The organism is Enterobacter cloacae complex sp. P43RS (assembly GCF_014930585.1).
Classification (GTDB): domain Bacteria; phylum Pseudomonadota; class Gammaproteobacteria; order Enterobacterales; family Enterobacteriaceae; genus Enterobacter; species Enterobacter bugandensis.
This window is the reverse complement of record NZ_JADBRJ010000018.1, coordinates 20,334-45,487: the sequence shown is the minus strand read 5'-3', so window position 1 is coordinate 45,487 and position 25,154 is coordinate 20,334. Positions and strand designations below refer to the sequence as shown.

Sequence of the window (25,154 nt, the reverse complement as noted above, 5' to 3'; positions counted from 1 at the left end):
GGTGGGTCGTGCAGGATTCGAACCTGCGACCAATTGATTAAAAGTCAACTGCTCTACCAACTGAGCTAACGACCCACTTTTATGCTGCTTTCACGTTGTTTGATATCCCGTGGCAACGGCGGCATATATTACTGATTTAAGAATTCTGCGCAACAAAAATTTCGATGAAGATCACTTAACTGCTTAGTAATCATGCTGCACGACCAGAAATAACGCGATTTCTGGTCATGCGATAATCATCCCATCGAATTCAGGCGTTTTTGCGCCTGCTTAGCACCTTCGGTGCCCGGGAATTTTGCGACTACCTGCTGATAAACCGCTTTGGCTTTCGCCGTGTCGCCTTTGTCCTGCATGATCACGCCAACCTTAAACATCGCATCTGGCGCTTTCGGCGATTTCGGGTAATTTTTTACCACGGAGGCAAAATAAAACGCCGCATCGTCCTTTTTACCCTTGTTGTAATTCAACTGACCAAGCCAGTAATTCGCATTTGGCTGATAGGTTGAGTCAGGGTATTTCTTGATAAAGTTCTGAAACGCAGCGAGCGCGTCATCCTGACGAGATTTATCCTGCACCAGGGCAATGGCCGCATTGTAATCCGTATTCGCGTCACCGCTCTGTACAGGCGCTCCTGTTGAGGCTGAAGCATCAGCAGACGGCGCAGGCGCTGAGGTTGCCGCGCCGCTTTGATCGCCCGCTGCGGGTTGTGCTGCTGCACCGCCGCTGCTGAGGCTATCTATCTGCAATAAAATTTGCTTCTGACGTTCCACAACCTGGTTAAGCTGATACTGACTTTCCTGAATCTGACCACGGAGAGAGTCAATATCGTTTTGGTTATCGGAAAGTTGCTGCTGGAGTTGGGTTAAAAGCTGACTGTGAGCGTTAGAAATACGCTCGAGCTGAGTGACCCGGTCTTCTACCGAGCCTGAGCCGACACTACTGATTGGTGCCTGAGCAAAAGCGGCCCAGGGGGCCGCTATTCCAACCAGTAACGACAGACTCAACAGATGATGTCTGAAGTTACTGCTCATGCAATTCTCTTAGTAAACCAGTACGGCACGACGGTTTTTGGAGTAAGCCGCTTCGTCGTGACCCAGTACTGCAGGTTTTTCTTTACCGTAAGAAACGATGGAGATCTGGTCAGCAGAAACGCCTTTACCCTGCAGGTACATCTTAACGGCGTTAGCACGACGTTCACCCAGGGAGATGTTGTACTCTGGAGTACCACGTTCGTCCGCGTGACCTTCTACGGTGACTTTGTAAGATGGGTTGCTACGCAGGAAGTTAGCGTGAGCATCCAGCATCGCAGCGAAGTCAGAACGGATGTCGTATTTATCCAGATCGAAGTAAACGATGTTGTTCTGCTGCAGCTGCTGCATCTGAAGACGCGCTTGCTCTTCAGAAGACATGTTGCCATTGCCGTTCGCGTCCATACCGGTACCGGCACCCATCATGCCTTCGCCGCTCTGGTCATTGCTGGCGTTCTTGTTAGAAGAACACGCTGCGATTGCCATTACAGGCAGAGCGATCATCAGCCCCTTCAGCACTTTGTTCAGTTGCATTTCTATGATTCCTTTAGTAATCAATTAATTATTATTTACAGATACGGCGACCAGGCAGGTGATTTTACCTGTCCATCAGTTGCCGGAATACGCGCTTTGAAACGCCCATCTGTAGAAACCAGATTCAGCACAGATCCCATCCCCTGAGAAGAGCTGTAGATTACCATAGTGCCGTTAGGTGCCAGACTTGGCGTTTCATCCAGGAACGTTGACGACAGAACTTGAACGCCACCCGCTACCAGATCTTGTTTGGCAATGTGCTGCTGCCCACCGTTGGAGCTGACCATTACCATGAATTTACCGTCGCTGCTCACGTCTGCGTTCTGGTTCTGAGAACCTTCCCAGGTGATACGCTGCGGAGCACCGCCGTTAATGTTCACTTTATAGATTTGTGGACGGCCTGCCTGGTCAGAGGTAAACGCCAGGTTTTGGCTGTCCGGGAACCATGATGGTTCAGTATTGTTGCTGCGACCGTCGGTCACCTGACGGATCTGGCCAGAGCCAATGTCCATCACGTACAGGTTCAGGCTACCGGTTTTAGACAGCGCAAACGCCAGTTTAGACCCATCTGGAGAGAAGGAAGGCGCACCGTTGTGACGTGGGAACGACGCTACCTGACGCACCGCACCGTTAGCCAGCGTCTGGATAACCAGCGCAGAACGACCACTTTCGAAGGTGACATACGCCAGCTTAGACCCGTCCGGAGACCAGGCTGGAGACATTAGCGGCTGTGAAGAGCGTTTCACCAGGAACTGGTTGTAACCGTCGTAGTCAGATACGCGCAGCTCGTACGGGAACTGACCGCCGTTGGTCTGTACCACATATGCGATACGGGTACGGAACGCACCTTTAATACCGGTCAGCTTTTCGAATACCGCGTCGCTGGCCGCGTGTGCCGCGTAGCGCAGGTACTGTTTAGTGACCTTGTAAGAGTTCTGTGCCAGAACGGTACCCGGTGCACCGCCGGTATCCACCAGCTGCCAGGCCACGTTGTAAGAACCGTCCGGGTTAGGCGTAACCTGCCCCACCACCACGGCATCAATACCCAGCGCAGACCATGCAGCAGGCTGGACTTCCTGCGCACTGCCCGGCTGCTGCGGCAGACGAGAACGATCTAACGGGTTGAATTTACCGCTGTTACGCAGGTCAGCCGCCACGATGCCACCGGCATCTTCAGGTGCAGCGCCAGGACCGGCCCACTGGAACGGAACAACACCGATTGGGCGTGCCGAGTCCACCCCCTGGGTGATCTCGATACGTACTTCTGCGTGCAGGACTGCTGCCCACAGCATTAAAAAACTAAATGCTACACGTAATGCCTGCTTCATCATATCTCCCTTATCCGGGTAACCTTACCCACGATAATTTAGCAGAATGTTAACAAACTCAAATAGACAAAACTACCCGAACCCTGTGACTAAACCTGGTCTATTTTTCCCCGTTTGCACGGGGAAAATGTAACTTAAGGTTTGAAGTCCAGCGGCGCATTTTTGAAGACTTCGTAGACTGCCTGAGAAGGCGGTTTAGGCATCTTCGCCTGACGCGCTGCAGCCAGAGCCGCAGTACATAAAGCCGGGTCGCCACCTTCAGACTTAATATCAAGCAGCATGCCGTCCGGAGCCAGTTTTATACGCAGCGTACACGTTTTACCGGCATAGGAAGACGCATCGTAGAACCGGCTTTCAATCGCCGATTTAATCTGCGCGGCATAGCCGTTGATTTCAGCCCCTGTCGCACCGTTATTCTTAGTGTTACCACTTCCGGTCGGCGCTGCGTTGTTTCCTTTCGCGCCACCGCCCGTTTTCGGTGCATTCTTACCGGAGCTTAAATCCCCCAGCAGATCGTCAACCCCTGCGGCGGCCGCGGCTTTCTCAGCGGCAGCAGCCTTTTTAGCAGCCGCTTTTTCAGCAGCGGCTTTCTTATCGGCAGCGGCCTTCTCAGCTGCAGCTTTTTTATCAGCAGCGGCTTTTTCAGCGGCGGCAGCTTTTTCTGCAGCAGCCTTCTCAGCCGCAGCGGCTTTCTTCGCAGCCTCGGCAGCCGCTTTCTTCTCTGCGTCCTGAGCGGCTTTCTTCGCGGCTTCGGCTTCAGCTTTCTTCTGTGCGTCAGCAGCGGCTTTCTTCGCGGCTTCCGCTTCGGCTTTCTTCTGGGCATCCGCAGCGGCTTTCTTCGCGGCTTCGGCCTCAGCTTTCTTCTGGGCATCGGCAGCCGCTTTCTTCGCCGCTTCTGCTGCTAATTTTGCCTGGGCATCAGCCTGCGCTTTGGCATCCGCTGCGGCTTTTGCTGCCGCCTCTTCCGCCTGCTTTTGCTGTTCCTGAGCTTTCTTCGCGGCCTCTTCGGCTTGCTTCTGCTGTTCCGCCTGCGCTTTCGCGGCTTCCTGCGCCTGCAAACGTTCTTTCTCAAGCTGCTTCAAACGCTCCTGCTCGGCGGCTTGCTTTTCACGCAGCTCTTCCGCCTGCTGTTGCGCCTGTTTTTCACGCTGCTCTTCAGCCCGTTTGGCACTCGCCTTCTGCTGTTGTTCGCGATTATAGTTTTGCACTACCGCACCGGGATCCACCATTACGGCGTCAATGGAAGACCCTCCACCGCCGCCTGCTGATGCATCAATATGCTCGTCGAACGAACTCCAGATCAGCGCTGCAAAAAGAATAACGTGCAGCACTGCGGAGACGATTATCGCTCGCTTAAGCTTGTCGTTCTGTTCGGTTGCCTTTGACACTATCGGTTCCCAAAAACTACGCGGATGATCAAATAGGTTGAGTCATTAAGCCAACTGACTTAACACCCGCACTATGTAGCAAGTTCAGCGCTTTAATAATTTCATCGTAGGGTACGTCTTTCGCGCCACCGATTAAGAAGACCGTTTTCGGATTTGACTCCAGGCGACGCTGCGCTTCGGCAATAACCTGCTCAGGTGGCAGCTGATCCATACGATCTTTCTCTACCACCACGCTGTACTGCCCTACGCCGGAAACTTCAATGATGACCGGAGGATCGTCATTGGTGCTCACCGCCTGTGATTCTGTCGCATCCGGCAGATCGACTTCCACACTCTGGGTAATGATGGGAGCTGTTGCCATGAAGATCAGCAGCAGTACCAGCAGAACGTCCAGCAGTGGCACGATATTGATTTCGGACTTGAGCTCGCGACGACCTCGTCCACGCGATCTGGCCATGGTTTACCCCTTGTTGCTCTCGGTGCTGGTAAACGCCTGACGGTGCAGAATCGCGGTGAACTCTTCCATAAAGTTGTCGTAGTTCAGTTCCAGTTTGTTCACGCGCTGGTTCAGACGGTTGTAAGCCATAACCGCCGGAATGGCCGCAAACAGACCGATAGCGGTCGCAATCAGTGCTTCAGCGATACCCGGTGCAACCATCTGCAACGTCGCCTGCTTCACCGCGCCCAGCGCGATAAAGGCGTGCATGATCCCCCACACGGTACCAAACAGACCGATATACGGGCTGATAGAACCCACGGTGCCGAGGAAAGGAATGTGCGTTTCAAGATTTTCCAGCTCGCGGTTCATGGAGATACGCATCGCACGCGATGCCCCTTCCACGACGGCTTCCGGCGCATGATTGTTTGCCCGATGCAGACGAGCGAACTCTTTGAATCCGCTATAGAAAATTTGTTCGGAGCCGGTCAGGTTTTCACGGCGTCCCTGGCTCTCCTGATACAGGCGAGAAAGTTCAATACCCGACCAGAACTTATCTTCAAATGCTTCCGCTTCACGGCCAGCAGCATTGAGGATACGCGTTCTCTGGATAATGATGGCCCAGGATGCGATTGAAAAACCAATCAAAATCAACATGATAAGTTTAACCAGAAGGCTTGCCTTCAGGAACAAATCAAGGATATTCATGTCAGTCACTGCTTAAACTCCGCGACAATAGACTTAGGAAGCGCACGAGGCTTCATTATGGTTGGATCAACACAAACAATCAGTACTTCAGCTGAGTTCAGTACGGTGTTCTCTGAGTTGACTATCCGCTGCGTGAAAACCAGTGAGGTCCCGCGCATTGATGTAATTTCTGTTTGGACTTCGAGCATATCGTCGAGTCTGGCAGGCGCAAAATACTCAAGCGTCATCTTGCGTACCACGAAGGCAACTCGCTCAGCCAACAGCACCTGTTGACTAAAGTGATGATGGCGCAGCATCTCTGTGCGTGCCCGTTCATAAAAAGCAACGTAGCTGGCGTGGTAAACCACACCACCGGCATCGGTATCTTCGTAATAGACACGAACCGGCCATCGAAACAGCGTTGTATTCACTTTACATCCCAGTAATGCAACAAAAGTTAGAGCTTTTAAACTTCGCTACTATACGCGCGGGAAAGATGGTTTGGAATGGGGGAAAGTAAACGGAGAGTAAATTTTTATGGGCTCGGGTAAGCCCATAACGTTAACGGACATTTCTTATTCAGAAGAAGAAGAAAATCAAACCGGCGAGAAGCACCAGATCGGCAATCAGTGGGCAAAAAATTCCCTGCCAGTGAACGGCTTTCGGACGAAAGCCCACGCCGTGGATCACCCCGGCACACACTGCCCACATGATGAGGAAGCCGTGCCAAATCTCAAGCTCGCTGGTCTTTGCCGCAAAGCGCGACGGGTCCCAGAAGATACAGCCTGCCAGCAGTAATGCCATCACTAAAGAAAGCGCCCTCAACGGGCGCTTATCCATTACCGCGTAAAGCTTCGCGATAATATTCATCAGTGTTTTTCTTCACCCGCTTTGGTCGCTTCGACGTGCTCAAGCGCCAGGGCAGTGATGACACCAAAAGCACAGGCAAGAAGCGTCCCTAAAATCCATGCGAAATACCACATATTCAGCTCCTTACTTAGTACATAGAGTGGGTGTTGCTTTCGATATGTTCTTTGGTGATACGACCGAACATTTTCCAGTAACACCAGATGGTGTAGGCCAGAACAATCGGAACGAACACGCAAGCAACGTAAGTCATTAAGTTCAGCGTCATATGGCTGGAGGTTGCATCCCACATGGTCAGGCTAGCATTCAGCATGGTGCTGGATGGCATGACGAATGGGAACATGGCAATACCCGCCGTCAGGATGATGCATGCCAGCGTCAGTGAAGAGAACACGAAAGCCAGAGCACCTTTCTCCAGACGAGACGTCAGCACGGTCAGCAGCGGCAGCAGCACGCCCAGAGCAGGGATCGCCCACAGCGCAGGGGTATTGTTGAAGTTCACCAGCCATGCACCAGCCTGACGCGCCACTTCTTTGGTCAGCGGGTTAGACGGTGCCGAGTGGTTAATCGCAGACGTCACCACGTAGCCATCAATACCGTACACCACCCACACGCCTGCCAGAGCGAAGCAAACCAGCGTCACCAGTGCCGCCACCTGAGCAGTAGCACGGGAACGCAGGTGCAGTTCACCCACAGTACGCATCTGCAGGTAAGTTGCGCCCTGAGTGATGATCATCGCCACGCTCACCACACCGGCCAACAGGCCAAACGGATTCAGCAGCTGGAAGAAGTTGCCGGTGTAGTAAAGACGCATGTATTCATCGAGGTGGAACGGTACGCCCTGCAGCAGGTTACCGAATGCCACGCCAATCACCAGCGGTGGAACGAAGCTACCAATGAAGATGCCCCAGTCCCACATGTTGCGCCAGCGGGTATCTTCAATCTTGGAACGGTAGTCGAAACCGACCGGACGGAAGAATAAAGAGGCCAGCACCAGAATCATCGCCACATAGAAGCCGGAGAACGCAGCCGCGTAGACCATCGGCCAGGCAGCGAACAGCGCGCCGCCTGCGGTGATCAGCCACACCTGGTTACCGTCCCAGTGAGGGGCGATGGAGTTAATCATGATTCGACGCTCGGTGTCATTACGACCGAGGAAACGGGTGAGCATCCCCACCCCCATGTCGAAACCATCCGTGACGGCGAAACCGATCAGCAGAACGCCAACCAGCAGCCACCAGATAAAACGCAATACTTCATAATCGATCATTTGATGACTCCTGTCTTAGCGTGCCGGCTGAGTAGTCGCAGTGGGCTGCTCGTAGTGATAGCGACCGGTTTTCAGGCTGCTTGGGCCAAGGCGCGCGAACTTGAACATCAGGAACAGTTCAGCCACCAGGAACAGGGTGTACAGACCACAGATCAGCAGCATGGAGAAGATCAGGTCGCCTTCCGTCAGGGAAGAGTTCGCGACCGCCGTTGGCAGTACCTCACCAATCGCCCATGGCTGACGGCCATACTCCGCTACAAACCAGCCGGATTCAATCGCGATCCACGGCAGTGGAATACCGTACAGCGCGGTGCGCAGCAGCCATTTTTTCTCGCCGATGCGGTTACGAATCACGGACCAGAAGGACGCCGCAATGATCAGCAGCATGATGATGCCGCAGCCCACCATGATACGGAATGCGAAGTACAGTGGCGCAACGCGTGGAATCGAGTCTTTGGTCGCCATCTGAATCTGTGCTTCCGTCGCATCAGAAACGTTCGGGGTATAACGTTTCAGCAACAAACCGTAGCCCAGGTCTTTCTTCACGTCGTTAAATTGATCGCGAACGGCCTGATCGGTAGAGCCGGCACGCAGCTGTTCCAGCAGCGAGTAAGCCTTCATACCGTTACGGATACGCTCTTCGTGCTGAACCATCAGCTCCTTCAGACCCGTTACCTGCTTATCGACAGAACGGGTTGCGATGATACCCAGCGCGTAAGGAATTTGGATGGCGAAGCGGTTTTCCTGCGCGTCCTGATCGGGAATACCGAACAGCGTAAAGGCAGCAGGCGCCGGTTGGGTTTCCCATTCGGCTTCGATAGCGGCCAGTTTGGTTTTCTGCACGTCACCCATTTCGTAACCGGATTCATCACCCAGAACGATAACGGAGAGGATTGCAGCCATACCGAAGCTTGCAGCGATAGCAAAGGAGCGCTTGGCAAACGCGAAGTCACGACCGCGCAGCATATAGTAGGAGCTAATACCCAACACGAACATCGCGCCGCACACGTAGCCAGATGCCACGGTGTGAACAAATTTAACCTGAGCAACCGGGTTCAGGACCAGCTCGGCAAAGCTGACCATCTCCATACGCATGGTTTCGAAGTTGAAGTCAGACGCGATCGGGTTCTGCATCCAGCCGTTCGCCACCAGGATCCACAGCGCGGACAGGTTCGAACCTAATGCCACCAGCCAGGTTACGGCCATGTGCTGGACTTTACCCAGACGGTCCCAACCGAAGAAGAACAGACCTACAAAGGTGGATTCGAGGAAGAAGGCCATCAGGCCTTCAATGGCCAGCGGCGCACCGAAGATATCCCCTACATAGTGGGAATAGTAAGACCAGTTAGTCCCGAACTGGAACTCCATGGTCAAACCGGTTGCCACGCCCAGCGCGAAGTTGATACCGAACAACTTGCCCCAGAACTTGGTCATATCTTTATAAATCTGTTTGCCGGAGAGGACGTAAACCGTTTCCATAATTGCCAGCAGGAACGCCATACCGAGCGTCAGCGGCACAAACAGGAAGTGGTACATCGCGGTCAAGGCAAACTGTAAGCGCGACAGTTCGACTACGTCTAACATTATGACTCCTTGCTCATCGCATGAAGACTCCGAGAGTGAACCCCGTCAGAAAGAGATTCACACGCATGCCCCAATACAAATTATTCGCATCCTGGTCGTCGTTATTACCCTGGAGAAGGATAAAAACGATGACGACAGGTTACAAATAGGTTAATAAAAAACTCAAATTGATCCCGCAAATATAATACGCTGCAAAACCCTTACAATAAACAGGTTTTTATTGAATCACATTTACGTTTTTCGACGGCGATCAATTTATAGCAAAATTACCACTTTTCGGCCATTTTGATCGGGGACAATTTAGCGCTTTTCGGCATCTTTTTCCAAGCATTAAACTTTGATTTAAATCAAAAACCGGTCTTGATGTTAATCATGTTTAGCTGTGGTGAGAATGGTAAAAACCATGTTAATGATATGTGCATGTAAAGATGCGATTGGTTATCGAAGACCAAAAAAAATATAAACAGAAGTGATTTTAATTAACGCGAGAAAAAAATGCCCTGTCGAAGCGGGACAAACAATAAGCGTAGCTGGGCCAGTTTATTTTTCCATTCTGTTTTTGCAACTCTTAGAAATTACATTTGATTTACTTTTATTATCCCGAAAGTTAACACCGAAGCGTGACTATTTAATGAAAAAAGGCCGCAAACTCTGCGGCCTTTTGATCGTGTCAGCGGTGTTCAGGCAAGAAGAATGCTGAAGGTTCGTGACTGTCCCGGTCTGAACGCCCCGACGATGCCCTCTTCTTCACGATTGTCTATTATCCGTTCATTCATGTCCGTTTCGCAGCACCGTTTCACGGTCGGATCCACGGATAACGTCGCGTCACATGCGCTGGACTCGGAAGGGTTGAACAGACGAAGAATGAGCTCGTCTCGATCTTCAGCCTTTTTGAGCGTACTGAGCACGCATCCCGTGGGCGAAAGCGCCAGCAGGCTGTAACTTTCCGGCGTGGTAAACGACGAGCGATTGAGCTTCATCGCGTCCCAGGGAATTTTGTTATAGCACTGCACCGGCGTTAACCACGATTTAGCCTGCTGCGCGACGCCCGCGTTTTCCGGCGTTCCACTGAAGCTGAAGAGGCTAAAGCGACAGCTTAACGAACCGCGCACCTGAGAGTCAGGAACAGGCATTTTGATTCCTGAAGGCCTACCGGGGCGCAACAGCAAATCTTCTTTGCCGAGTAACCCCACGCCGCGCAGCAGGGTCAGGGCAAAGGCTTTTTTATCCTCGCCTACTACTTCAAACTCGCGCAGCCCTTCGGTGAACAGCGCAAGCCCGTTTCGTTTTTCCTGCAGGACGGCATAGTTGAGTAAATTCCAGACGGGAACCGGCGCTTCTTTCCACCCCTCCTCCTGCCAGTTTTCCATCGCCGCATCCTGCACCGGACGAGTGAGGGTGCCAAACTGAGTATCCGCTAACACGCCCTGGGTTGTAAACGGCGTAGGGATCAGCACGCGAACGCGGTGGTCGTCAGCCTGATTATCCAGACGCACCGCCACATCAATACGCCTGCTGTGGTGGCTAAGCGTGATTTCAAACTCAGCGCCGAGAGACCCGCTTCGCTGACCCGCCGCGCGTTCGGCCAGATTAGCCGGTACCGCGATCTGATGGCGAATCAGCGCCCTGCTCTGCCAGCCTTCGTGTATAACCTCGACCTGATGCTCGCCCTGCACTGAAGTGAGTCTCCACTCTTCACGAGAAGGCGAGTAGTCGTACTCATCGCCATCATCCGAACCCTCTTCGATTTCCAGCACCCGGTCATAAATCAGCCCGGTTTCTTTGTCGCGCAGGCGCAGCGTACCGTCGTTATTTAAATCAATCTGCCAGAAGGCGTTTTCGAGCAAGGATTCGGTGTTTATCACCGGAGAGATCACCTTCCCGGCCACGTTTGGCTCGATAAACAGCGTACGGTAGCCCATCGACGGCAGTATCTGGCTGAGCTGAATATCAAACTCCATAAACGGCTCATAATTACCGTAATGGACAATCTGCCGGTCAATGAGACCAGGGTCCAGCTCGCGCGCACTGCGAATGAAATACTGGATCTCGTTGCCTTTATCATCCAACAGACGGAACTGGCTGGCGCGCAGTCGAATCGTGGTGTTCATCACCTCTTCACGCGGCCAGGGCATCAGGTTGAACATCACCAGTTTGTCGGCGTCGCTTTGCGGCATGTTGTCGACAATCTTGCGCATATAGAAACGCACCAGGTTATCTGCCATGTCTTCAGCCAGTTCAAAACGAGAGACAATCTCACGATGCACCTTGTCGCTGCAGCAGCAGCCGATGCTGTCGTGAGCGTGGTTTTTAAGGATCTCTTTCCACATCTTCTCCAGCAGGCCGTGGTGATAATCGAAGCCCAGCGTCCATGCAAGCGTCGCCAGCGGTTCGAGGATGTTGACAATTTTGTTCTCAATACGCGCATGGGCAATTTTGATATCCATGCGCGTGGAGCCGATTGTCCGGTGCACGCGCATGTATTTCCCGTCGATAAACTCCCCTTTCAGGGTCGCCAGTTCATCGCGGCGTGCCTCAATGTGGTCAAACACCTCTTCAAAGCGGCTCATTACAAATTGACGCTGCGGATAGATTTCACGCAGCTTATCCATCACGGAGAAAATGTTCTGCTGCAGCGGCATCTGATCGTGACCGTTGGGCAGCAAAATCTCTTTGGTGACAGAGGCCTTTTCCAGAACGTCGAAATAGCTGTCGAGCCGTTTTCGCAGCCCGGCTTCGTCCTCCGGTAAGTACTTACCAATCGCGTAGCCCAGCGGCAGCACCTGTGCCGTGACTTCACTGCCGTCCTGGCTCTGCCAGAGAAATTCGGTTTTATCGGTCCCGTGTCGTTCCGAGCAGCCGCGCCAGAACATCGTCCGGGTAATGCCAAATCCGTTATAGATATGCGGAAGCTGGCCGGACATACCAAACGAATCCGGCAGATAGCCGATCTTCATCGGCTCGCCGAACGCCATACAGTCCCGGATGCCGTACATCAGGTTGCGGACAATCGACTCGCCGCTGACAATCGTGGTATCGGTCTGGGTATACCAGGGGCCGATAATCAGTTTTCCGCGCTCCACAAGCGCCTTTACCCGCGCGCGGTTTTCGGGCACGACGGCAAAATAATCTTCCAGCACCGCCGTCTGGCCATCAAGGACGTAATATTTATACTCGTCGTCCTGCTCCAGGCGGGTCAGGATCTCTTCCATATTATTGACCAGAAGAATGCGCGACTCTTCAGTGGTGAAGTACCACTCACGGTCCCAGTGCATATGCGGCGTGATATGAACGCGAGATACAGCTTTCATCTTCGTTTCCTGTTTTGTGAGTTTTTACGGTATGGCGTCTTCTGTGAGGTACTTGCCCTTTTTTACTGCCTGACGTCGCCAGAGCAGCAGAACAAACGTGGAGACAGCGGTCCCCGTCAGCGCCGCGCCAAACCAGCCCGCCGCCGCAACCACACCGCCCAACCCGGCATCGTGAAGTAAAAAGAGAGAGAAAATCCCGGCCCCCGGGGTAGACAACCCGATCCCCATCGCACCGACAGCCGCGCCTGTTACCATGGAGCCGAGCACAAATGAGCCAATGACGCGAAGCGGATCTTCAATCGCCATCGGGATCGCCCCTTCGGTAATGCCCGCCAGGCCGAGCAGCCACGTTGATTTACCGGTTTCAATTTCAAACGGTTTAAACAGCTTCGGCGCCAGCATCGTCGACGCCGTGACGGTGAAGGCTGAGACCATTTTGACGGAGGCAAAGATTGCGTAAGGCCCATAAACGCCGTTCGCCATCGCCCCCAGGCAAAACGCGTAAGAGGCTTTGTTGACCGGGCCACCCAAATCGAATGAGCACATAAACCCGAGGATTGCCCCCAGAAGCAGCGCATTCGCGCCGGAGAGACCGTTAAGCCAGACGGTGAGCGTGTTATTGAGCCAGGCCACCGGTTCGCCAATCACAAACAGCATCAGGCTGCCCGCGCCCAGCACGCCAATCACCGGATAGAGATAAAAGGTCAGAAAGCCGTTGTAGCGGCTACTGAGCAGGATGTGGTTTTTCACCCAGCGCATCAGATAGCCCGCGATCAGCCCACCGACAATAGCGCCCAGAAAACCGGAGCCGATCATATTGGCAGCAAGACCGGCCGCAAAGCCCGGCGTCAGCGCAGGTTTATCCGCCAGCGAATACGCGGTATAGGCCGCCAGAACAGGTACCATCAGAATGCCGAGCATGCCGCCGCCAAGCTTGCGGTACATCCACAGCCACGAGTTTTCCTGGTCAAACAGGTGCTGCAGGCCCAGTATTTGCGCCAGCAGTACCGACAAGGCCAGCACCGTACCGCCAGCGACGATCAGCGGCACCGCAAAAGAGATACCGCTGAGAAGTGCCTGCTTGAGTTCAGTTTTAACGCTCTTTTTCGTTTCGGTATCGACATGCGCAGGACGCGCATCGGATGCAGGCTGCAGCGCCAGCGCGCGCTCAATAAGCGCTTCAGCATGGCGCAGAGGCTCCGCGACGGGCACGGAGATGGCGGGGATCCCCTGAAAACGCTCGCTCTCTTTGATCGCCACTTCTGCGGCAAAAATGCACGCTTTGGCCTCACGAAGCTGCTGCGCGGTGATGCGCCCCTCAATGCCGTTCGCCCCCTGCTTTTCGACCACCACGTTGACGCCAAGCTTGCGTCCCGCTTTTTCCAGGTACTCTGCGGCCATATAGGTATGCGCGATCCCGGCCGGACAGGCGGTCACGCAGACGATTGTCGGGGCATTCAGCACGACGCCTGCCTCTTCCGTGTCAGGGGCAGCTTCAAGCGCAGCAAGCACGTCTTCCGCCGTGGTAGCAGCCATCACGCGCGCCCTGAGATCGTCATCCGCCAGGCGAGACGTCAGCTCCGTCAGCACCTGAATATGGGTCGAACCCGCTTCTGCTGGCGGAATGGCGAGCAGAAAAACCAGCTCAACCTCTTCCGGCCCGTCCACGCCTTCCCATGCAAGCGGTTCTCGCAGAGTTGCCACGGCAAAAGCCGCCTCCTTCACGACGGCTGATTTACCGTGAGGAACGGCCAGTCCTTCACCCAGCGCGGTCGGCCCAAGCGATTCCCGATGAAACACCTCCTCCAGAAACGCATCGGCATCAGCGATTTTGCCCAGCGCCACCAGCCGCGCCGTAAGCTGACGGATTGCCTCATCCCGGCGGGTAAACTGCGCCTGAACGCAAACAGCACGCGGATCGGTCAGAGTCGTCAGGTTCATAAAGATCCTCACCTTTACAGAGTTATTGTCTGGGGAGGATTCTGGCAGACCTGATAATACATTTATGTGATCACTTTCACTAAAAGCCAAATTTGTATTTTAATTGTACTATTTACAAATCATCAGTTGAATGCATAATTCCCTGAAAAGGTATTAAGCAGGCGCGATAAAATGGGCAACAAACCGATGTACCGGCAGATAGCCGATGCGTTCCGCGAGAAAATCAACGCCGGGGAATTAAAACCCGGAGACGCGCTGCCGACGGAGTCCAGTCTTCAGGAGGCGTTTCGCGTCAGCCGCGTCACCGTGCGGCAGGCCCTGAAACTGCTCGCCGACGAGCAGATCATCGAAAGTATTCAGGGCAGCGGCTCTTATGTAAAAAAAGAGGAGCGCGTCAATTACGATATTTATCAGCTCACCGGCTTTTACGAAAAGCTGGCGGATCGTCATGTCGATACGCACAGTGATGTCAAAATATTTGAAGTGGTGAAAGCCGATGCGCGGCTGGCGGCAACATTAGCGGTTGGCGTGGAAGATAAGGTCTGGCACGTTAAGCGCGTGCGTTTCATCAAGCAGAAGCCGGTGAACCTGGAGGAGACATGGATGCCGCTGGCCATGTTTCCCGACCTCACCTGGGAAGTGATGGAGAATTCGAAATATCACTACGTTGAGCAGATCAAAAAACTAGTTATCGATCGCAGCGAGCAGGAGCTGATGCCGATCATGCCGTCAGAGGAGGCGATCGCCGCACTGTCGCTCGATCCGGCAAAGCCGATCCTGGAAAAAGTCTCCCGCGGGTTCCTGAAGGACGGACGGGTGTTTGAATACAGCCGCAACGTGTTCAATACCGACGACTACAAGTTCACTCTCGTCGCCAGACGCAGGCAATAAAAAAGGCCGCTTTACAGCGGCCAACCATGTCGAAACGGACATTTTTATACTTCATCGCTCCCCGTTCGGGGAGCAGAGAGGACTTACTTAATGATGGATTTCAGTGCTTCGCCGATATCCGCCAGGCTGCGAACGGTCTTCACGCCTGCGGCTTCCAGCGCAGCAAACTTCTCATCAGCCGTACCTTTACCGCCGGCGATGATCGCGCCCGCGTGGCCCATACGCTTGCCTTTCGGCGCGGTCACACCCGCGATGTAACCGACAACAGGCTTGGTTACGTGTTCTTTGATATAAGCAGCCGCTTCTTCTTCCGCGCTACCGCCGATCTCACCGATCATCACGATCGCTTCGGTCTGCGGATCTTCCTGGAACAGCTTCAGGATGTCGATGAAGTTAGATCCCGGGATTGGGTCACCGCCGATGCCCACGCAGGTGGACTGGCCGAAGCCGTAGTCGGTGGTCTGCTTAACCGCTTCATAGGTCAGGGTACCGGAACGGGAAACGATGCCCACTTTGCCCGGCTTGTGAATGTGGCCAGGCATGATGCCGATTTTGCATTCGCCCGGAGTGATCACGCCTGGGCAGTTCGGGCCGATCATGCGCACGCCTGCTTCGTCCAGCTTCACCTTCACGGTCAGCATATCCAGGGTCGGGATGCCTTCGGTGATAGTGATGATCAGCTTGATGCCTGCGTCGATCGCTTCCAGAATGGAGTCTTTGCAGAACGGTGCCGGAACGTAGATCACGGTCGCGGTTGCGCCCGTCGCTTCTACCGCTTCACGCACGGTGTTGAACACCGGCAGGCCGAGGTGCGTGGTGCCGCCTTTACCTGGCGTTACGCCGCCAACCATCTGCGTGCCGTAGGCAATCGCCTGTTCGGAGTGGAAAGTCCCCTGGCTACCGGTGAAGCCCTGGCAGATAACCTTGGTATCTTTATTAATTAAAACTGACATTATTTCCCCTCCACTGCGGCAACAACCTGCTGAGCTGCATCCGTCAGACTTTTCGCTGCAATAATATTCAGGCCGCTGTCAGCCAGTTTTTTCGCGCCGAGTTCAGCGTTGTTACCTTCCAGACGCACAACCACCGGAACGTTAACACCCACTTCTTCTACCGCACCGATGATGCCGTCTGCAATCAGGTCGCAACGGACGATGCCGCCGAAGATGTTAACCAGTACCGCTTTAACGTTGTCGTCAGAGAGGATGATTTTGAACGCTTCGGTTACGCGCTCTTTGGTTGCGCCACCGCCCACGTCGAGGAAGTTTGCCGGCTCACCGCCGTGCAGCTTAACGATGTCCATGGTGCCCATCGCCAGGCCCGCACCGTTAACCATGCAGCCGATGTTGCCATCCAGCGCCACGTAGTTCAGCTCCCACTGAGCAGCCTGTGCTTCACGCGGATCTTCCTGAGACTGGTCGCGCATTTCGCGCAGATCCGGCTGGCGGAACAGGGCATTGCCGTCAGCGCCCAGCTTGCCGTCGAGGCAGATCAGGTCGCCCTGGGTGGTGATCACCAGCGGGTTGATCTCGATCAGCGCCAGATCGCGCTCAAGGAAGATAGTCGCCAGGCCCATGAAGATCTTGGTGAACTGCTGAACCAGCTTGCCTTCCAGACCCAGCTTGAACGCCAGCTCGCGACCCTGATAAGGCATTGGACCCGCCAGCGGATCGATAGCCACTTTGTGGATCAGGTGCGGGGTCTCTTCCGCCACTTTTTCAATTTCCACGCCGCCTTCGGTAGACGCCATGAACACCACGCGACGGGAGCTACGGTCAACCACCGCGCCCAGGTACAGCTCTTTCGCGATGTCGGTCGCCGCTTCGACCAGGATCTGGTTGACCGGCTGGCCGTTCGCATCTGTCTGGTAGGTCACCAGACGCTTGCCGAGCCAATGTTCAGCAAACGCACGAATCTCTTCTTTGCTCTTAACAACCTTCACACCGCCCGCTTTACCACGGCCACCAGCGTGAACCTGACATTTAACTACCCACGGGCCGGAACCGATTTTAGATGCGGCTTCTTCTGCTTCACGCGGGGTAGTACAGGCATAACCCACCGGAGCCGGTAAGCCATACCGGGCAAACAGCTGTTTGGCCTGATATTCATGTAAGTTCATGTGTTCTATCCATCCTTCAGGGTAATCGTTATCTTCAAACCTGTAGACCGGCGCAGCGTGTGCCGGTCCACGGGGCAGGTGATGCTAAATCGTTACTAGACGTCCAGCAGCAGACGCGTTGGATCTTCCAGCAGCTCTTTAATGGCTACCAGGAAGCCCACGGACTCGCGGCCGTCGATCAGGCGGTGGTCGTAAGAGAGCGCCAGGTACATCATCGGCAGGATCTCAACTTTACCGTCAACCGCCATCGGGCGATCTTTAATGGCATGCATACCCAGGATCGCGCTCTGCGGCGGGTTAATGATCGGGGTAGACATCAGCGAGCCGAATACGCCGCCGTTGGTAATGGTGAAGTTACCGCCGGTCAGGTCGTCTACGGTCAGCTTGCCGTCGCGGCCTTTCACGGCCAGCTCTTTAATGTTCTTCTCGATGTCAGCCATACCCAGGGTATCCACATCACGCAGAACCGGGGTCACCAGGCCGCGTGGGGTAGAAACCGCCATGCTGACGTCGAAGTAGTTGTGGTAAACCACGTCATCGCCATCGATAGACGCGTTCACTTCCGGGTAGCGTTTCAGCGCTTCAACCACCGCCTTCACGTAGAAGGACATGAAGCCCAGACGGATACCGTGACGTTTTTCAAACGCGTCACCGTACTGCTTACGCAGATCCATGATTGGCTTCATGTTCACTTCGTTGAAGGTGGTCAGCATCGCGGTGGAGTTTTTCGCTTCCAGCAGACGCTCGGCCACGCGCTTACGCAGGCGCGTCATCGGTACGCGTTTTTCGCTGCGGGCACCCAGAGCAGGCTGAGCTGCCGGCGCGGCCACAGGGGCTTTCGCTTCCGCCTGAGCAGGCGCTTTCGCCAGGTGCTTGTCGATGTCTTCGCGGGTCAGACGACCGCCCACACCGGTGCCTTTGATGGCTGCCGGGTCAAGGCTGTGTTCAGCCAGCAGGCGACGGATCGCCGGGCTGAGGGCGTCGTTAGACTGTTCTTCCAGAGAAGCCTGCTGGCGCTGAGCCGGCGTAGAGGCTTTCTCTTCAGACTTCGCGCTGGACTCTTTGCCCGCGCTGTTGCCTTCACGCAGGCGCCCCAGGATCTGACGAGAGGTGACGGTGGTGCCTTCATCTTCCAGCACCGCGTCCAGAACGCCATCCGCCGAAGCCGGTACTTCCAGTACCACTTTGTCAGTTTCGATTTCTACCAGCACTTCATCGCGCTTAACGGCATCGCCTGGTTTTTTGTGCCAGGTAGCGACGGTCGCATCTGCTACGGATTCAGGCAGGTCGGGAACAAGAATATCTACGCTACTCATTATGTATCCTTTAATTAATCGACGTTCAGCGCGTCATTGACCAGATCTTGTTGCTGCTTCTGGTGAACGGACATATACCCTACCGCCGGAGAGGCGGAGGCCGGGCGACCTGCATAGCGCAGGGCTGACCCAAATGGAATCACTTCACGGAAATGATGCTGGCTGCAGTACCATGCGCCCTGGTTGAGCGGCTCTTCCTGGCACCAGACAAAATCATGTACGTGAGCGTACTGTTTCAGCACTTCCTGCATCGCCTGATGCGGGAACGGATAAAGCTGTTCGATACGCACGATGGCGACATCTTTCTGATCGTTCTTGCGGCGCTGTTCCAGCAGGTCGTAATAAACCTTACCAGAACACATCACCACACGCTTCACGGCCTGCGGATCCAGCTCGTCAATTTCACCGATGGCCGGCAGGAAGGTACCGTTCGCCAGCTCTTCCAGGCTGGACACCGCCAGCGGATGACGCAGCAGGGATTTCGGCGACATCACTACCAGCGGACGGCGCATACCGCGCAGCGCCTGACGACGCAGCATGTGGTACACCTGAGCCGGGGTGGACGGCACGCAGACCTGCATGTTCTGCTCGGCGCAGAGCTGCAGATAACGTTCCAGACGCGCGGAGGAGTGCTCCGGACCCTGGCCTTCATAACCGTGCGGCAGGAGCATCACCAGGCCACACATGCGGCCCCACTTCTGCTCGCCGGAGGAGATGAACTGGTCGATAACGACCTGCGCACCGTTGGCGAAGTCGCCGAACTGCGCTTCCCAGATGGTCAGGGTGCGCGGTTCCGCAGTGGCGTAGCCGTATTCGAATGCCAGGACCGCTTCTTCAGACAGCACGGAGTCCCAGACCTTGAACTGGCCCTGACCGTTATGCACGTGCTGCAGCGGAGTGTAGGTTGAACCGTTAGACTGGTTGTGAACCACTGCGTGACGGTGGAAGAAGGTCCCACGGCCCGCGTCCTCACCGGACAGACGAACAGGAATGCCTTCGTCAACCAGCGTTGCGTAGGCCAGCGTTTCCGCCCCGCCCCAGTCGAACAGCTTCTCGCCTGCCGCCATGGACTGACGGTCGGCGTAGATTTTCGCCACGCGAGACTGCATCTCGATAGCGTCCGGCACGGTGCTGATGCGTTTAGCCAGCTCCTGCAGGCGCTTCATCTCAACCTTGTTCGGGTAGCTCTCATCCCACTCGTGGTTGAGGTACGGCGACCAGGTAAAGGAGTGCATGTTCATCGGACGCAGCTCTTTCACCACGCATTCACCCGCGTCCAGCGCGTCGCGGTAGAGGTTGACCATTTCGGTCGCATCTTCCAGCGTCGCCACCTTGTCGCTTTCCAGCTTGTCAGCATAGATTTTGCGCGGCGTCGGGTGTTTTTTGATTTTCTGGTACATCAGCGGCTGGGTTGCACTTGGCTCATCCGCTTCGTTGTGGCCGTGACGGCGGTAGCAGAAGAGGTCAATGAACACATCGCGCTTAAAGGTATTACGGAAGTCCAGCGCCAGACGGGTAACGAACGCAACGGCTTCCGGGTCATCCGCGTTAACGTGGAAGATCGGCGCCTGTACCATCTTACCGATGTCGGTGCAGTACGGGGTAGAACGGGCATCCAGCGGGTTAGAGGTGGTGAAGCCCACCTGGTTGTTGATCACGATGCGAACGGTACCGCCCACTTCATAACCACGCGCTTTCGACATGTTCAGGGTTTCCTGAACCACGCCCTGCCCTGTGACCGCCGCATCACCGTGGATGGTGATTGGCAGCACTTTATTGCTGCTCGGCTCGTCCAGACGATCCAGACGCGCGCGCACGGAACCGATAACCACCGGGCTGACGATTTCCAGGTGTGACGGGTTAAACGCCAGCGCCAGGTGAACCAGACCGCCTTCGGTTTCGATATCCGACGAGAAGCCCATGTGGTACTTCACGTCACCGGTGCCGAGGTGTTCTTTGTGTTTGCCCGCGAATTCGTCGAACAGGTCCTGCGGTTTTTTACCCAGCACGTTGACCAGCACGTTCAGACGACCACGGTGCGCCATGCCGAGCACCACTTCACGGGTGCCGCTCTTGCCTGCGTGGCGAATCAGCTCTTTCAGCATCGGCACCAGCGCGTCGCCGCCTTCCAGCGAGAAGCGTTTTGCGCCCGGGAACTTCGCGCCCAGATAGCGCTCAAGCCCTTCCGCTGCGGTCAGTTCGCTGAGGAAGCGTTTCTTCTCGTCGGCCGAGAAGGTCGCGTGGCCCGCTACGGATTCGATGCGCTGCTGGATCCAGCGTTTCTCTTCGGTAGAGGTAATGTGCATATATTCCGCGCCGATGGAGCCGCAGTAGGTTTGCTTGAGCGCGTCAATCAGATCGCCCAGCTTCATCGTGTCTTTGCCGATGGCAAAGGAACCTACGTTAAAGCTTTCCTGGAAATCGGCCTCGGTCAGATCGTGATACGCCGGATCGAGATCGGCCACACGTTCCTGCTGCCACAGTCCCAGCGGATCGAGATTCGCATGCTGGTGACCGCGGAAGCGATAAGCGTTGATAAGCTGCAGGACTTTAACCTGTTTCGCATTGGTGTCAGGGTCGGAAATCGCAGAAGAGTAACGTGAGGCATCCTTCGCCAGACGACGGAAATAATCACGTGTTTTGGAATGGAATTGATCCGGTTTGACCCCTGTACCAGGCAACTGCTGGAACATGGAACGCCAGTTTGCGTCCACTGAGTCAGGATCGGTTAAGAAGTCTTCATAGAGCTGTTCTATCCAGCTCTGGTTGGCACCAGAGAGGTAAGAAGAGTCCAGCCAGGCTTTCATTGCGCCGTTCTGCATCGTGATCCCTTAAGCATTTTTATGCTTACTTTCGCCGTAGAAACTACCACGCACACCGCGTGTACGTGCCGGGGTTCACCTGCGAGCTCTTTTCATTTGGCCCGCGAAGGAACCTTTAGAAACTGTCTAGACTTCAGGGCAGTTTTTAAAGGTTTCTGCAATTTATTCCCTCTCCCTTTGGGAGAGGGTTAGGGTGAGGGGAACAGCGCTCCCCTCTCATTACTTACGCACTGCGCTGCAGCAGCATCGACTTAATATGGCCGATGGCGCGCGTCGGGTTCAGCCCCTTCGGACACACACTGACGCAGTTCATGATGCTATGGCAGCGGAATACGCTGAAAGCGTCACTTAATCCTTCCAGACGGCTGTCGGTTTCGGTGTCGCGGCTGTCGATCAGGAAGCGATAGGCAGCCAGCAGACCCGCAGGGCCGATAAACTTGTCCGGGTTCCACCAGAACGACGGGCAGGACGTTGAACAGCATGCGCAGAGAATACACTCGTACAGACCATCGAGTTTTTCACGCTGCTCAGGAGACTGTAAGTGCTCGCGAGCGGGTGGATTTTGCCCATTATTCAATAAGTAAGGCTTAATCTTCTCATATTGTGCATAGAATTGCCCCATGTCTACCACCAAATCACGCACGACCGGCAGGCCTGGCAGAGGACGGATAACAATTTTCTGACCAGGACGCTGCAGCGCTGAAATTGGCGTGATACAGGCCAGGCCGTTTTTGCCGTTCATGTTCACACCGTCAGAGCCACATACCCCTTCACGGCAGGAGCGGCGGAACGACAGCGTAGGATCTTTTTCTTTCAGCTGGATTAAGGCATCCAGCAGCATCATGTCACGACCTTCTTCCGCTTCGAGGGTATAGTCCTGCATGCGCGGAGCGTCATCAACATCCGGGTTATAACGATAAACTGAGAATTCGAGTTTCATTATCCTGTCTCCGCATTAGTAAGTACGAATCTTCGGCGGGAACGCCGGACGCAGTTTCGGTTCCATGTTGACGTTACGACGCGTCATGGTTTCCGACTCTGGCAGATACAGGGAATGGCACAGCCAGTTTTCATCGTCACGATCCGGGAAGTCGAAGCGGCTATGGGCGCCACGGCTTTCGGTACGGAAGTTTGCCGACATCGCGGTTGCGAATGCGGTTTCCATCAGGTTATCCAGCTCCAGGCACTCAACGCGCTGGGTGTTGAACTCGCTGGAGGTATCGTCCAGACGGGCATTTTTCAGACGCTCGCGGATCGCCTTCAGCTGCTCAAGGCCTTTGGCCATCGCATCGCCTTCACGGAATACCGAGAAGTTGTGCTGCATGCACTCCTGCAGCGCTTTACGGATTTCCACCGGATCTTCGCCGTTACGGTTACCGTTCCAGCGGTTGAGGCGTTCAAGAGAGGCGTCGATTTCGTCGTCGGTTGCATCACGCAGCGCGCCCTGCTCGGCAATGGACTCCTGCAGATGCAGACCCACCGCACGACCAAATACCACCAGGTCCAGCAGCGAGTTGCCGCCCAGACGGTTGGCGCCGTGTACGGATACGCAGGCGATTTCGCCTACCGCGAACAGGCCAGGAATGACCACGTCTTCGCCCTGCTCGTTCACGGTCAGCGCCTGACCGGTCACTTTGGTCGGAATACCACCCATCATATAGTGGCAGGTTGGGATAACCGGGATCGGCTCTTTCACCGGATCGACGTGCGCGAAAGTACGGGACAGTTCCAGGATGCCCGGCAGACGGGATTCCAGCACTTCTTTACCCAGATGGTCGAGCTTCAGCTTCGCGTGTGGACCCCATGGGCCATCGCAGCCGCGGCCTTCACGGATTTCGATCATGATGGAACGCGCCACCACGTCACGACCCGCCAGGTCTTTCGCATTCGGGGCATAACGCTCCATGAAGCGCTCGCCGTGTTTGTTCAGCAGGTAGCCACCTTCACCGCGGCAGCCTTCGGTGACCAGCACGCCCGCACCGGCGATACCGGTTGGGTGGAACTGCCACATCTCCATGTCCTGCACCGGTACGCCGGCGCGAATAGCCATACCGACGCCATCACCGGTGTTGATGTGGGCGTTAGTGGTGGACTGATAAATACGGCCCGCGCCACCGGTCGCCAGCACGGTCGCGCGGGCTTTGAAGTAAACCACTTCACCGGTTTCGATGCACAGTGCGGTACAGCCAACAATTGCGCCATCGGCGTTTTTCACCAGATCCAGCGCATACCACTCGGAGAAGATGGTGGTGTGGTTTTTCAGGTTCTGCTGATACAGGGTGTGCAGCAGCGCGTGACCGGTACGGTCAGCCGCCGCCGCGGTGCGTGCCGCCTGCTCGCCGCCGAAGTTTTTCGACTGGCCGCCAAACGGACGCTGATAGATGGTGCCATTTTCCAGACGGGAGAACGGCAGACCCATGTGATCCAGCTCCAGAATCGCTTCCGGGCCGGTTTTACACATATATTCGATGGCATCCTGGTCGCCGATGTAATCGGAACCTTTTACCGTGTCGTACATGTGCCATTCCCAGTTATCTTCATGGGAGTTACCCAGCGCAACGGTAATACCGCCCTGCGCGGACACAGTGTGGGAACGGGTCGGGAACACTTTAGAGAGCAGCGCACAGGTCTGGCCGCTCTGGGAAATTTGCAGTGCGGCGCGCATACCTGCGCCACCCGCACCAATCACAACAGCATCAAATTCTCTGACTGGCAGTTTCATTACACACCCCACACCACAACAAATCCATAAATGACGTAAACCAGCAGCGCAACAACAATAATCAGTTGCAGCGGAAGGCGAATCGCCAGCGGTTTAACGTAATCGGTCAATACCTGCCACATGCCGATCCAGGCATGAATAAGGATGGAGAACAGGGCTAGCAGGGTGAACACTTTGGTGAAGGCCGATCCGAAGAAACCACTCCAGATTTCCCACGTCAGCGTGCCGCTGGTCGCGAAGAAACCGATCATATAGATGATGTAAAGCGTGAGGACGATGGCGGTAGCGCGGACCAGAATGAAGTCATGTACGCCGTTGCGTCCTAATGCGGAGGCGTTGCTTACCATACGAGAACTCCTGCGAGAAGTGAAAGCACGACAGTGATCACAAATGAAATGTTCGCGGTACGTTTCCCGGCCTCGAACGTCTCTTCCAGATAGCCAAAGTCCATCAGCATGTGGCGTACGCCGCCAACAACGTGATAGGCCAGCGCGGTGAGAATGCCCCACATGATAAATTTCACGAAGAAGCTATTCATGATGGCCGAGGCCTGGAGGAATCCTTCAGGGGAAGAGAGGCTGGTGCCCAGTAACCACAGCAAAATACCGACCGCCACAAACGTAATCACACCAGAAACACGGTGCAGAATGGACGCTATTGCTGTTACGGGGAACCGGATCGTTTTGAGATCCAGATTGACAGGTCTTTGTTTTTTCACATTTCTTATCATGAATAACGCCCACATGCTGTTCTTATTGTTTCCTTCCTCCGGACTGCGATGCGGGTCAAGCAGCGTTCCTTTTCTATAACTGCGCGTCATGCAAAACATTGCTTCCAAATGCTAAAACGACACGTTACAACGCTGGGTGGCTCGGGATTGCAGGGTGTTCCGGAGACCTGGCGGCAGTAT

Annotated in this window: 22 protein-coding genes and 1 tRNA gene; 1 reads left to right on the top strand and 22 read right to left on the bottom strand. The window is 54.9% G+C overall.

Going from position 1 to position 25,154, the window contains the following annotated elements; all coding sequences use genetic code 11:
* Nucleotides 1–2: 2 nt before the first annotated feature.
* The 14 genes from IM294_RS21335 to mngA form a co-directional block, all read right to left on the bottom strand.
* Nucleotides 3–75 (bottom strand) — tRNA-Lys (locus tag IM294_RS21335).
* 161 nt (nucleotides 76–236) lie between these two features.
* Complete coding sequence (gene cpoB, locus IM294_RS21330) at nucleotides 237–1,031, bottom strand: cell division protein CpoB (RefSeq protein WP_028012389.1); 795 nt, start codon at nucleotides 1,029–1,031, stop codon at nucleotides 237–239.
* Between the two features lie 9 nt (nucleotides 1,032–1,040).
* Nucleotides 1,041–1,562, bottom strand: coding sequence for a peptidoglycan-associated lipoprotein Pal (pal, locus tag IM294_RS21325; protein WP_003858578.1), 522 nt, complete (start codon nucleotides 1,560–1,562; stop codon nucleotides 1,041–1,043).
* A gap of 35 nt (nucleotides 1,563–1,597) precedes the next feature.
* A complete protein-coding gene (gene tolB / locus IM294_RS21320; protein WP_013097529.1) occupies nucleotides 1,598–2,890 on the bottom strand; it encodes a Tol-Pal system beta propeller repeat protein TolB in 1,293 nt (430 codons plus the stop codon).
* 134 nt (nucleotides 2,891–3,024) lie between these two features.
* Nucleotides 3,025–4,278: a cell envelope integrity protein TolA gene (tolA, locus tag IM294_RS21315; RefSeq protein WP_126818798.1), complete on the bottom strand. Its 1,254-nt coding sequence runs from the start codon at nucleotides 4,276–4,278 to the stop codon at nucleotides 3,025–3,027.
* A 28-nt stretch (nucleotides 4,279–4,306) separates the two neighbouring features.
* The gene (gene tolR / locus IM294_RS21310; RefSeq protein WP_003858589.1) at nucleotides 4,307–4,735 is read right to left on the bottom strand and encodes a colicin uptake protein TolR; all 429 of its coding nucleotides are present in this window, start codon (nucleotides 4,733–4,735) and stop codon (nucleotides 4,307–4,309) included.
* 3 nt (nucleotides 4,736–4,738) lie between these two features.
* Complete coding sequence (gene tolQ, locus IM294_RS21305) at nucleotides 4,739–5,431, bottom strand: Tol-Pal system protein TolQ (RefSeq protein ID WP_008501101.1); 693 nt, start codon at nucleotides 5,429–5,431, stop codon at nucleotides 4,739–4,741.
* Nucleotides 5,428–5,832, bottom strand: a complete 405-nt coding sequence (gene ybgC / locus IM294_RS21300) for a tol-pal system-associated acyl-CoA thioesterase (protein WP_028012387.1) — start codon at nucleotides 5,830–5,832, stop codon at nucleotides 5,428–5,430. Before ybgC ends, tolQ begins: the two co-directional genes overlap by 4 nt.
* A gap of 148 nt (nucleotides 5,833–5,980) precedes the next feature.
* Nucleotides 5,981–6,271 carry a cyd operon protein YbgE gene (gene ybgE / locus IM294_RS21295; RefSeq protein WP_008501100.1) on the bottom strand — a complete coding sequence of 97 codons (291 nt, stop codon included), beginning with the start codon at nucleotides 6,269–6,271 and terminating at the stop codon, nucleotides 5,981–5,983.
* On the bottom strand, nucleotides 6,271–6,384 hold the full coding sequence (gene cydX / locus IM294_RS21290; protein ID WP_003858598.1) for a cytochrome bd-I oxidase subunit CydX: 114 nt from the start codon (nucleotides 6,382–6,384) through the stop codon (nucleotides 6,271–6,273). Before cydX ends, ybgE begins: the two co-directional genes overlap by 1 nt.
* 14 nt (nucleotides 6,385–6,398) lie before the next feature.
* On the bottom strand, nucleotides 6,399–7,538 hold the full coding sequence (cydB, locus tag IM294_RS21285) for a cytochrome d ubiquinol oxidase subunit II (protein WP_028012386.1): 1,140 nt from the start codon (nucleotides 7,536–7,538) through the stop codon (nucleotides 6,399–6,401).
* A gap of 15 nt (nucleotides 7,539–7,553) precedes the next feature.
* A complete protein-coding gene (gene cydA / locus IM294_RS21280) occupies nucleotides 7,554–9,122 on the bottom strand; it encodes a cytochrome ubiquinol oxidase subunit I (RefSeq protein ID WP_126818799.1) in 1,569 nt (522 codons plus the stop codon).
* Between the two features lie 680 nt (nucleotides 9,123–9,802).
* On the bottom strand, nucleotides 9,803–12,433 hold the full coding sequence (gene mngB, locus IM294_RS21275) for a mannosylglycerate hydrolase (protein ID WP_126818800.1): 2,631 nt from the start codon (nucleotides 12,431–12,433) through the stop codon (nucleotides 9,803–9,805).
* A 24-nt stretch (nucleotides 12,434–12,457) separates the two neighbouring features.
* A complete protein-coding gene (gene mngA / locus IM294_RS21270) occupies nucleotides 12,458–14,374 on the bottom strand; it encodes a PTS 2-O-a-mannosyl-D-glycerate transporter subunit IIABC (RefSeq protein ID WP_126818801.1) in 1,917 nt (638 codons plus the stop codon).
* Between the two features lie 171 nt (nucleotides 14,375–14,545).
* Between mngA and IM294_RS21265 the strand changes: the two genes are divergently transcribed.
* Entirely contained in the window at nucleotides 14,546–15,265 is a 720-nt protein-coding gene (locus tag IM294_RS21265) for a GntR family transcriptional regulator (RefSeq protein ID WP_028012382.1), read from the top strand.
* 83 nt (nucleotides 15,266–15,348) lie between these two features.
* Here the strand turns inward: IM294_RS21265 and sucD are convergent, their stop codons facing one another.
* The 8 genes from sucD to sdhC all read right to left on the bottom strand — a co-directional run bounded on the left by sucD (nucleotide 15,349) and on the right by sdhC (nucleotide 24,989).
* Nucleotides 15,349–16,218, bottom strand: a complete 870-nt coding sequence (gene sucD, locus IM294_RS21260; protein ID WP_008501094.1) for a succinate--CoA ligase subunit alpha — start codon at nucleotides 16,216–16,218, stop codon at nucleotides 15,349–15,351.
* Nucleotides 16,218–17,384, bottom strand: coding sequence for an ADP-forming succinate--CoA ligase subunit beta (sucC, locus tag IM294_RS21255; RefSeq protein WP_006809579.1), 1,167 nt, complete (start codon nucleotides 17,382–17,384; stop codon nucleotides 16,218–16,220). The genes sucD and sucC overlap by 1 nt, the downstream gene beginning before the upstream one ends.
* 95 nt (nucleotides 17,385–17,479) lie before the next feature.
* On the bottom strand, nucleotides 17,480–18,700 hold the full coding sequence (gene odhB, locus IM294_RS21250; RefSeq protein WP_041910762.1) for a 2-oxoglutarate dehydrogenase complex dihydrolipoyllysine-residue succinyltransferase: 1,221 nt from the start codon (nucleotides 18,698–18,700) through the stop codon (nucleotides 17,480–17,482).
* A 14-nt stretch (nucleotides 18,701–18,714) separates the two neighbouring features.
* Nucleotides 18,715–21,522 (bottom strand): 2-oxoglutarate dehydrogenase E1 component, encoded by a 2,808-nt coding sequence (sucA, locus tag IM294_RS21245; RefSeq protein ID WP_045261080.1) that lies wholly within the window; start codon nucleotides 21,520–21,522, stop codon nucleotides 18,715–18,717.
* 223 nt (nucleotides 21,523–21,745) lie between these two features.
* Entirely contained in the window at nucleotides 21,746–22,462 is a 717-nt protein-coding gene (gene sdhB / locus IM294_RS21240; protein ID WP_008501090.1) for a succinate dehydrogenase iron-sulfur subunit SdhB, read from the bottom strand.
* 15 nt (nucleotides 22,463–22,477) lie between these two features.
* Nucleotides 22,478–24,244, bottom strand: coding sequence for a succinate dehydrogenase flavoprotein subunit (gene sdhA, locus IM294_RS21235; RefSeq protein ID WP_041910764.1), 1,767 nt, complete (start codon nucleotides 24,242–24,244; stop codon nucleotides 22,478–22,480).
* Nucleotides 24,244–24,591, bottom strand: a complete 348-nt coding sequence (sdhD, locus tag IM294_RS21230; RefSeq protein ID WP_003858621.1) for a succinate dehydrogenase membrane anchor subunit — start codon at nucleotides 24,589–24,591, stop codon at nucleotides 24,244–24,246. The genes sdhA and sdhD overlap by 1 nt, the downstream gene beginning before the upstream one ends.
* Nucleotides 24,585–24,989, bottom strand: coding sequence for a succinate dehydrogenase cytochrome b556 subunit (sdhC, locus tag IM294_RS21225; RefSeq protein WP_026080740.1), 405 nt, complete (start codon nucleotides 24,987–24,989; stop codon nucleotides 24,585–24,587). The genes sdhD and sdhC overlap by 7 nt, the downstream gene beginning before the upstream one ends.
* Nucleotides 24,990–25,154: the final 165 nt, after the last annotated feature.

Bases quoted from the DNA above. Each gene is read 5' to 3' on its own strand.
- cpoB (WP_028012389.1), bottom strand. From the start codon at position 1,031: ATGAGCAGTAACTTCAGACATCATCTGTTGAGTCTGTCGTTACTGGTT.
- pal (WP_003858578.1), bottom strand. From the start codon at position 1,562: ATGCAACTGAACAAAGTGCTGAAGGGGCTGATGATCGCTCTGCCTGTA.
- tolB (WP_013097529.1), bottom strand. From the start codon at position 2,890: ATGAAGCAGGCATTACGTGTAGCATTTAGTTTTTTAATGCTGTGGGCA.
- tolR (WP_003858589.1), bottom strand. From the start codon at position 4,735: ATGGCCAGATCGCGTGGACGAGGTCGTCGCGAGCTCAAGTCCGAAATC.
- ybgE (WP_008501100.1), bottom strand. From the start codon at position 6,271: ATGAATATTATCGCGAAGCTTTACGCGGTAATGGATAAGCGCCCGTTG.
- cydX (WP_003858598.1), bottom strand. From the start codon at position 6,384: ATGTGGTATTTCGCATGGATTTTAGGGACGCTTCTTGCCTGTGCTTTT.
- cydB (WP_028012386.1), bottom strand. From the start codon at position 7,538: ATGATCGATTATGAAGTATTGCGTTTTATCTGGTGGCTGCTGGTTGGC.
- cydA (WP_126818799.1), bottom strand. From the start codon at position 9,122: ATGTTAGACGTAGTCGAACTGTCGCGCTTACAGTTTGCCTTGACCGCG.
- mngB (WP_126818800.1), bottom strand. From the start codon at position 12,433: ATGAAAGCTGTATCTCGCGTTCATATCACGCCGCATATGCACTGGGAC.
- mngA (WP_126818801.1), bottom strand. From the start codon at position 14,374: ATGAACCTGACGACTCTGACCGATCCGCGTGCTGTTTGCGTTCAGGCG.
- IM294_RS21265 (WP_028012382.1), top strand. From the start codon at position 14,546: ATGGGCAACAAACCGATGTACCGGCAGATAGCCGATGCGTTCCGCGAG.
- sucD (WP_008501094.1), bottom strand. From the start codon at position 16,218: ATGTCAGTTTTAATTAATAAAGATACCAAGGTTATCTGCCAGGGCTTC.
- sucC (WP_006809579.1), bottom strand. From the start codon at position 17,384: ATGAACTTACATGAATATCAGGCCAAACAGCTGTTTGCCCGGTATGGC.
- odhB (WP_041910762.1), bottom strand. From the start codon at position 18,700: ATGAGTAGCGTAGATATTCTTGTTCCCGACCTGCCTGAATCCGTAGCA.
- sucA (WP_045261080.1), bottom strand. From the start codon at position 21,522: ATGCAGAACGGCGCAATGAAAGCCTGGCTGGACTCTTCTTACCTCTCT.
- sdhB (WP_008501090.1), bottom strand. From the start codon at position 22,462: ATGAAACTCGAATTCTCAGTTTATCGTTATAACCCGGATGTTGATGAC.
- sdhA (WP_041910764.1), bottom strand. From the start codon at position 24,244: ATGAAACTGCCAGTCAGAGAATTTGATGCTGTTGTGATTGGTGCGGGT.
- sdhD (WP_003858621.1), bottom strand. From the start codon at position 24,591: ATGGTAAGCAACGCCTCCGCATTAGGACGCAACGGCGTACATGACTTC.
- sdhC (WP_026080740.1), bottom strand. From the start codon at position 24,989: ATGTGGGCGTTATTCATGATAAGAAATGTGAAAAAACAAAGACCTGTC.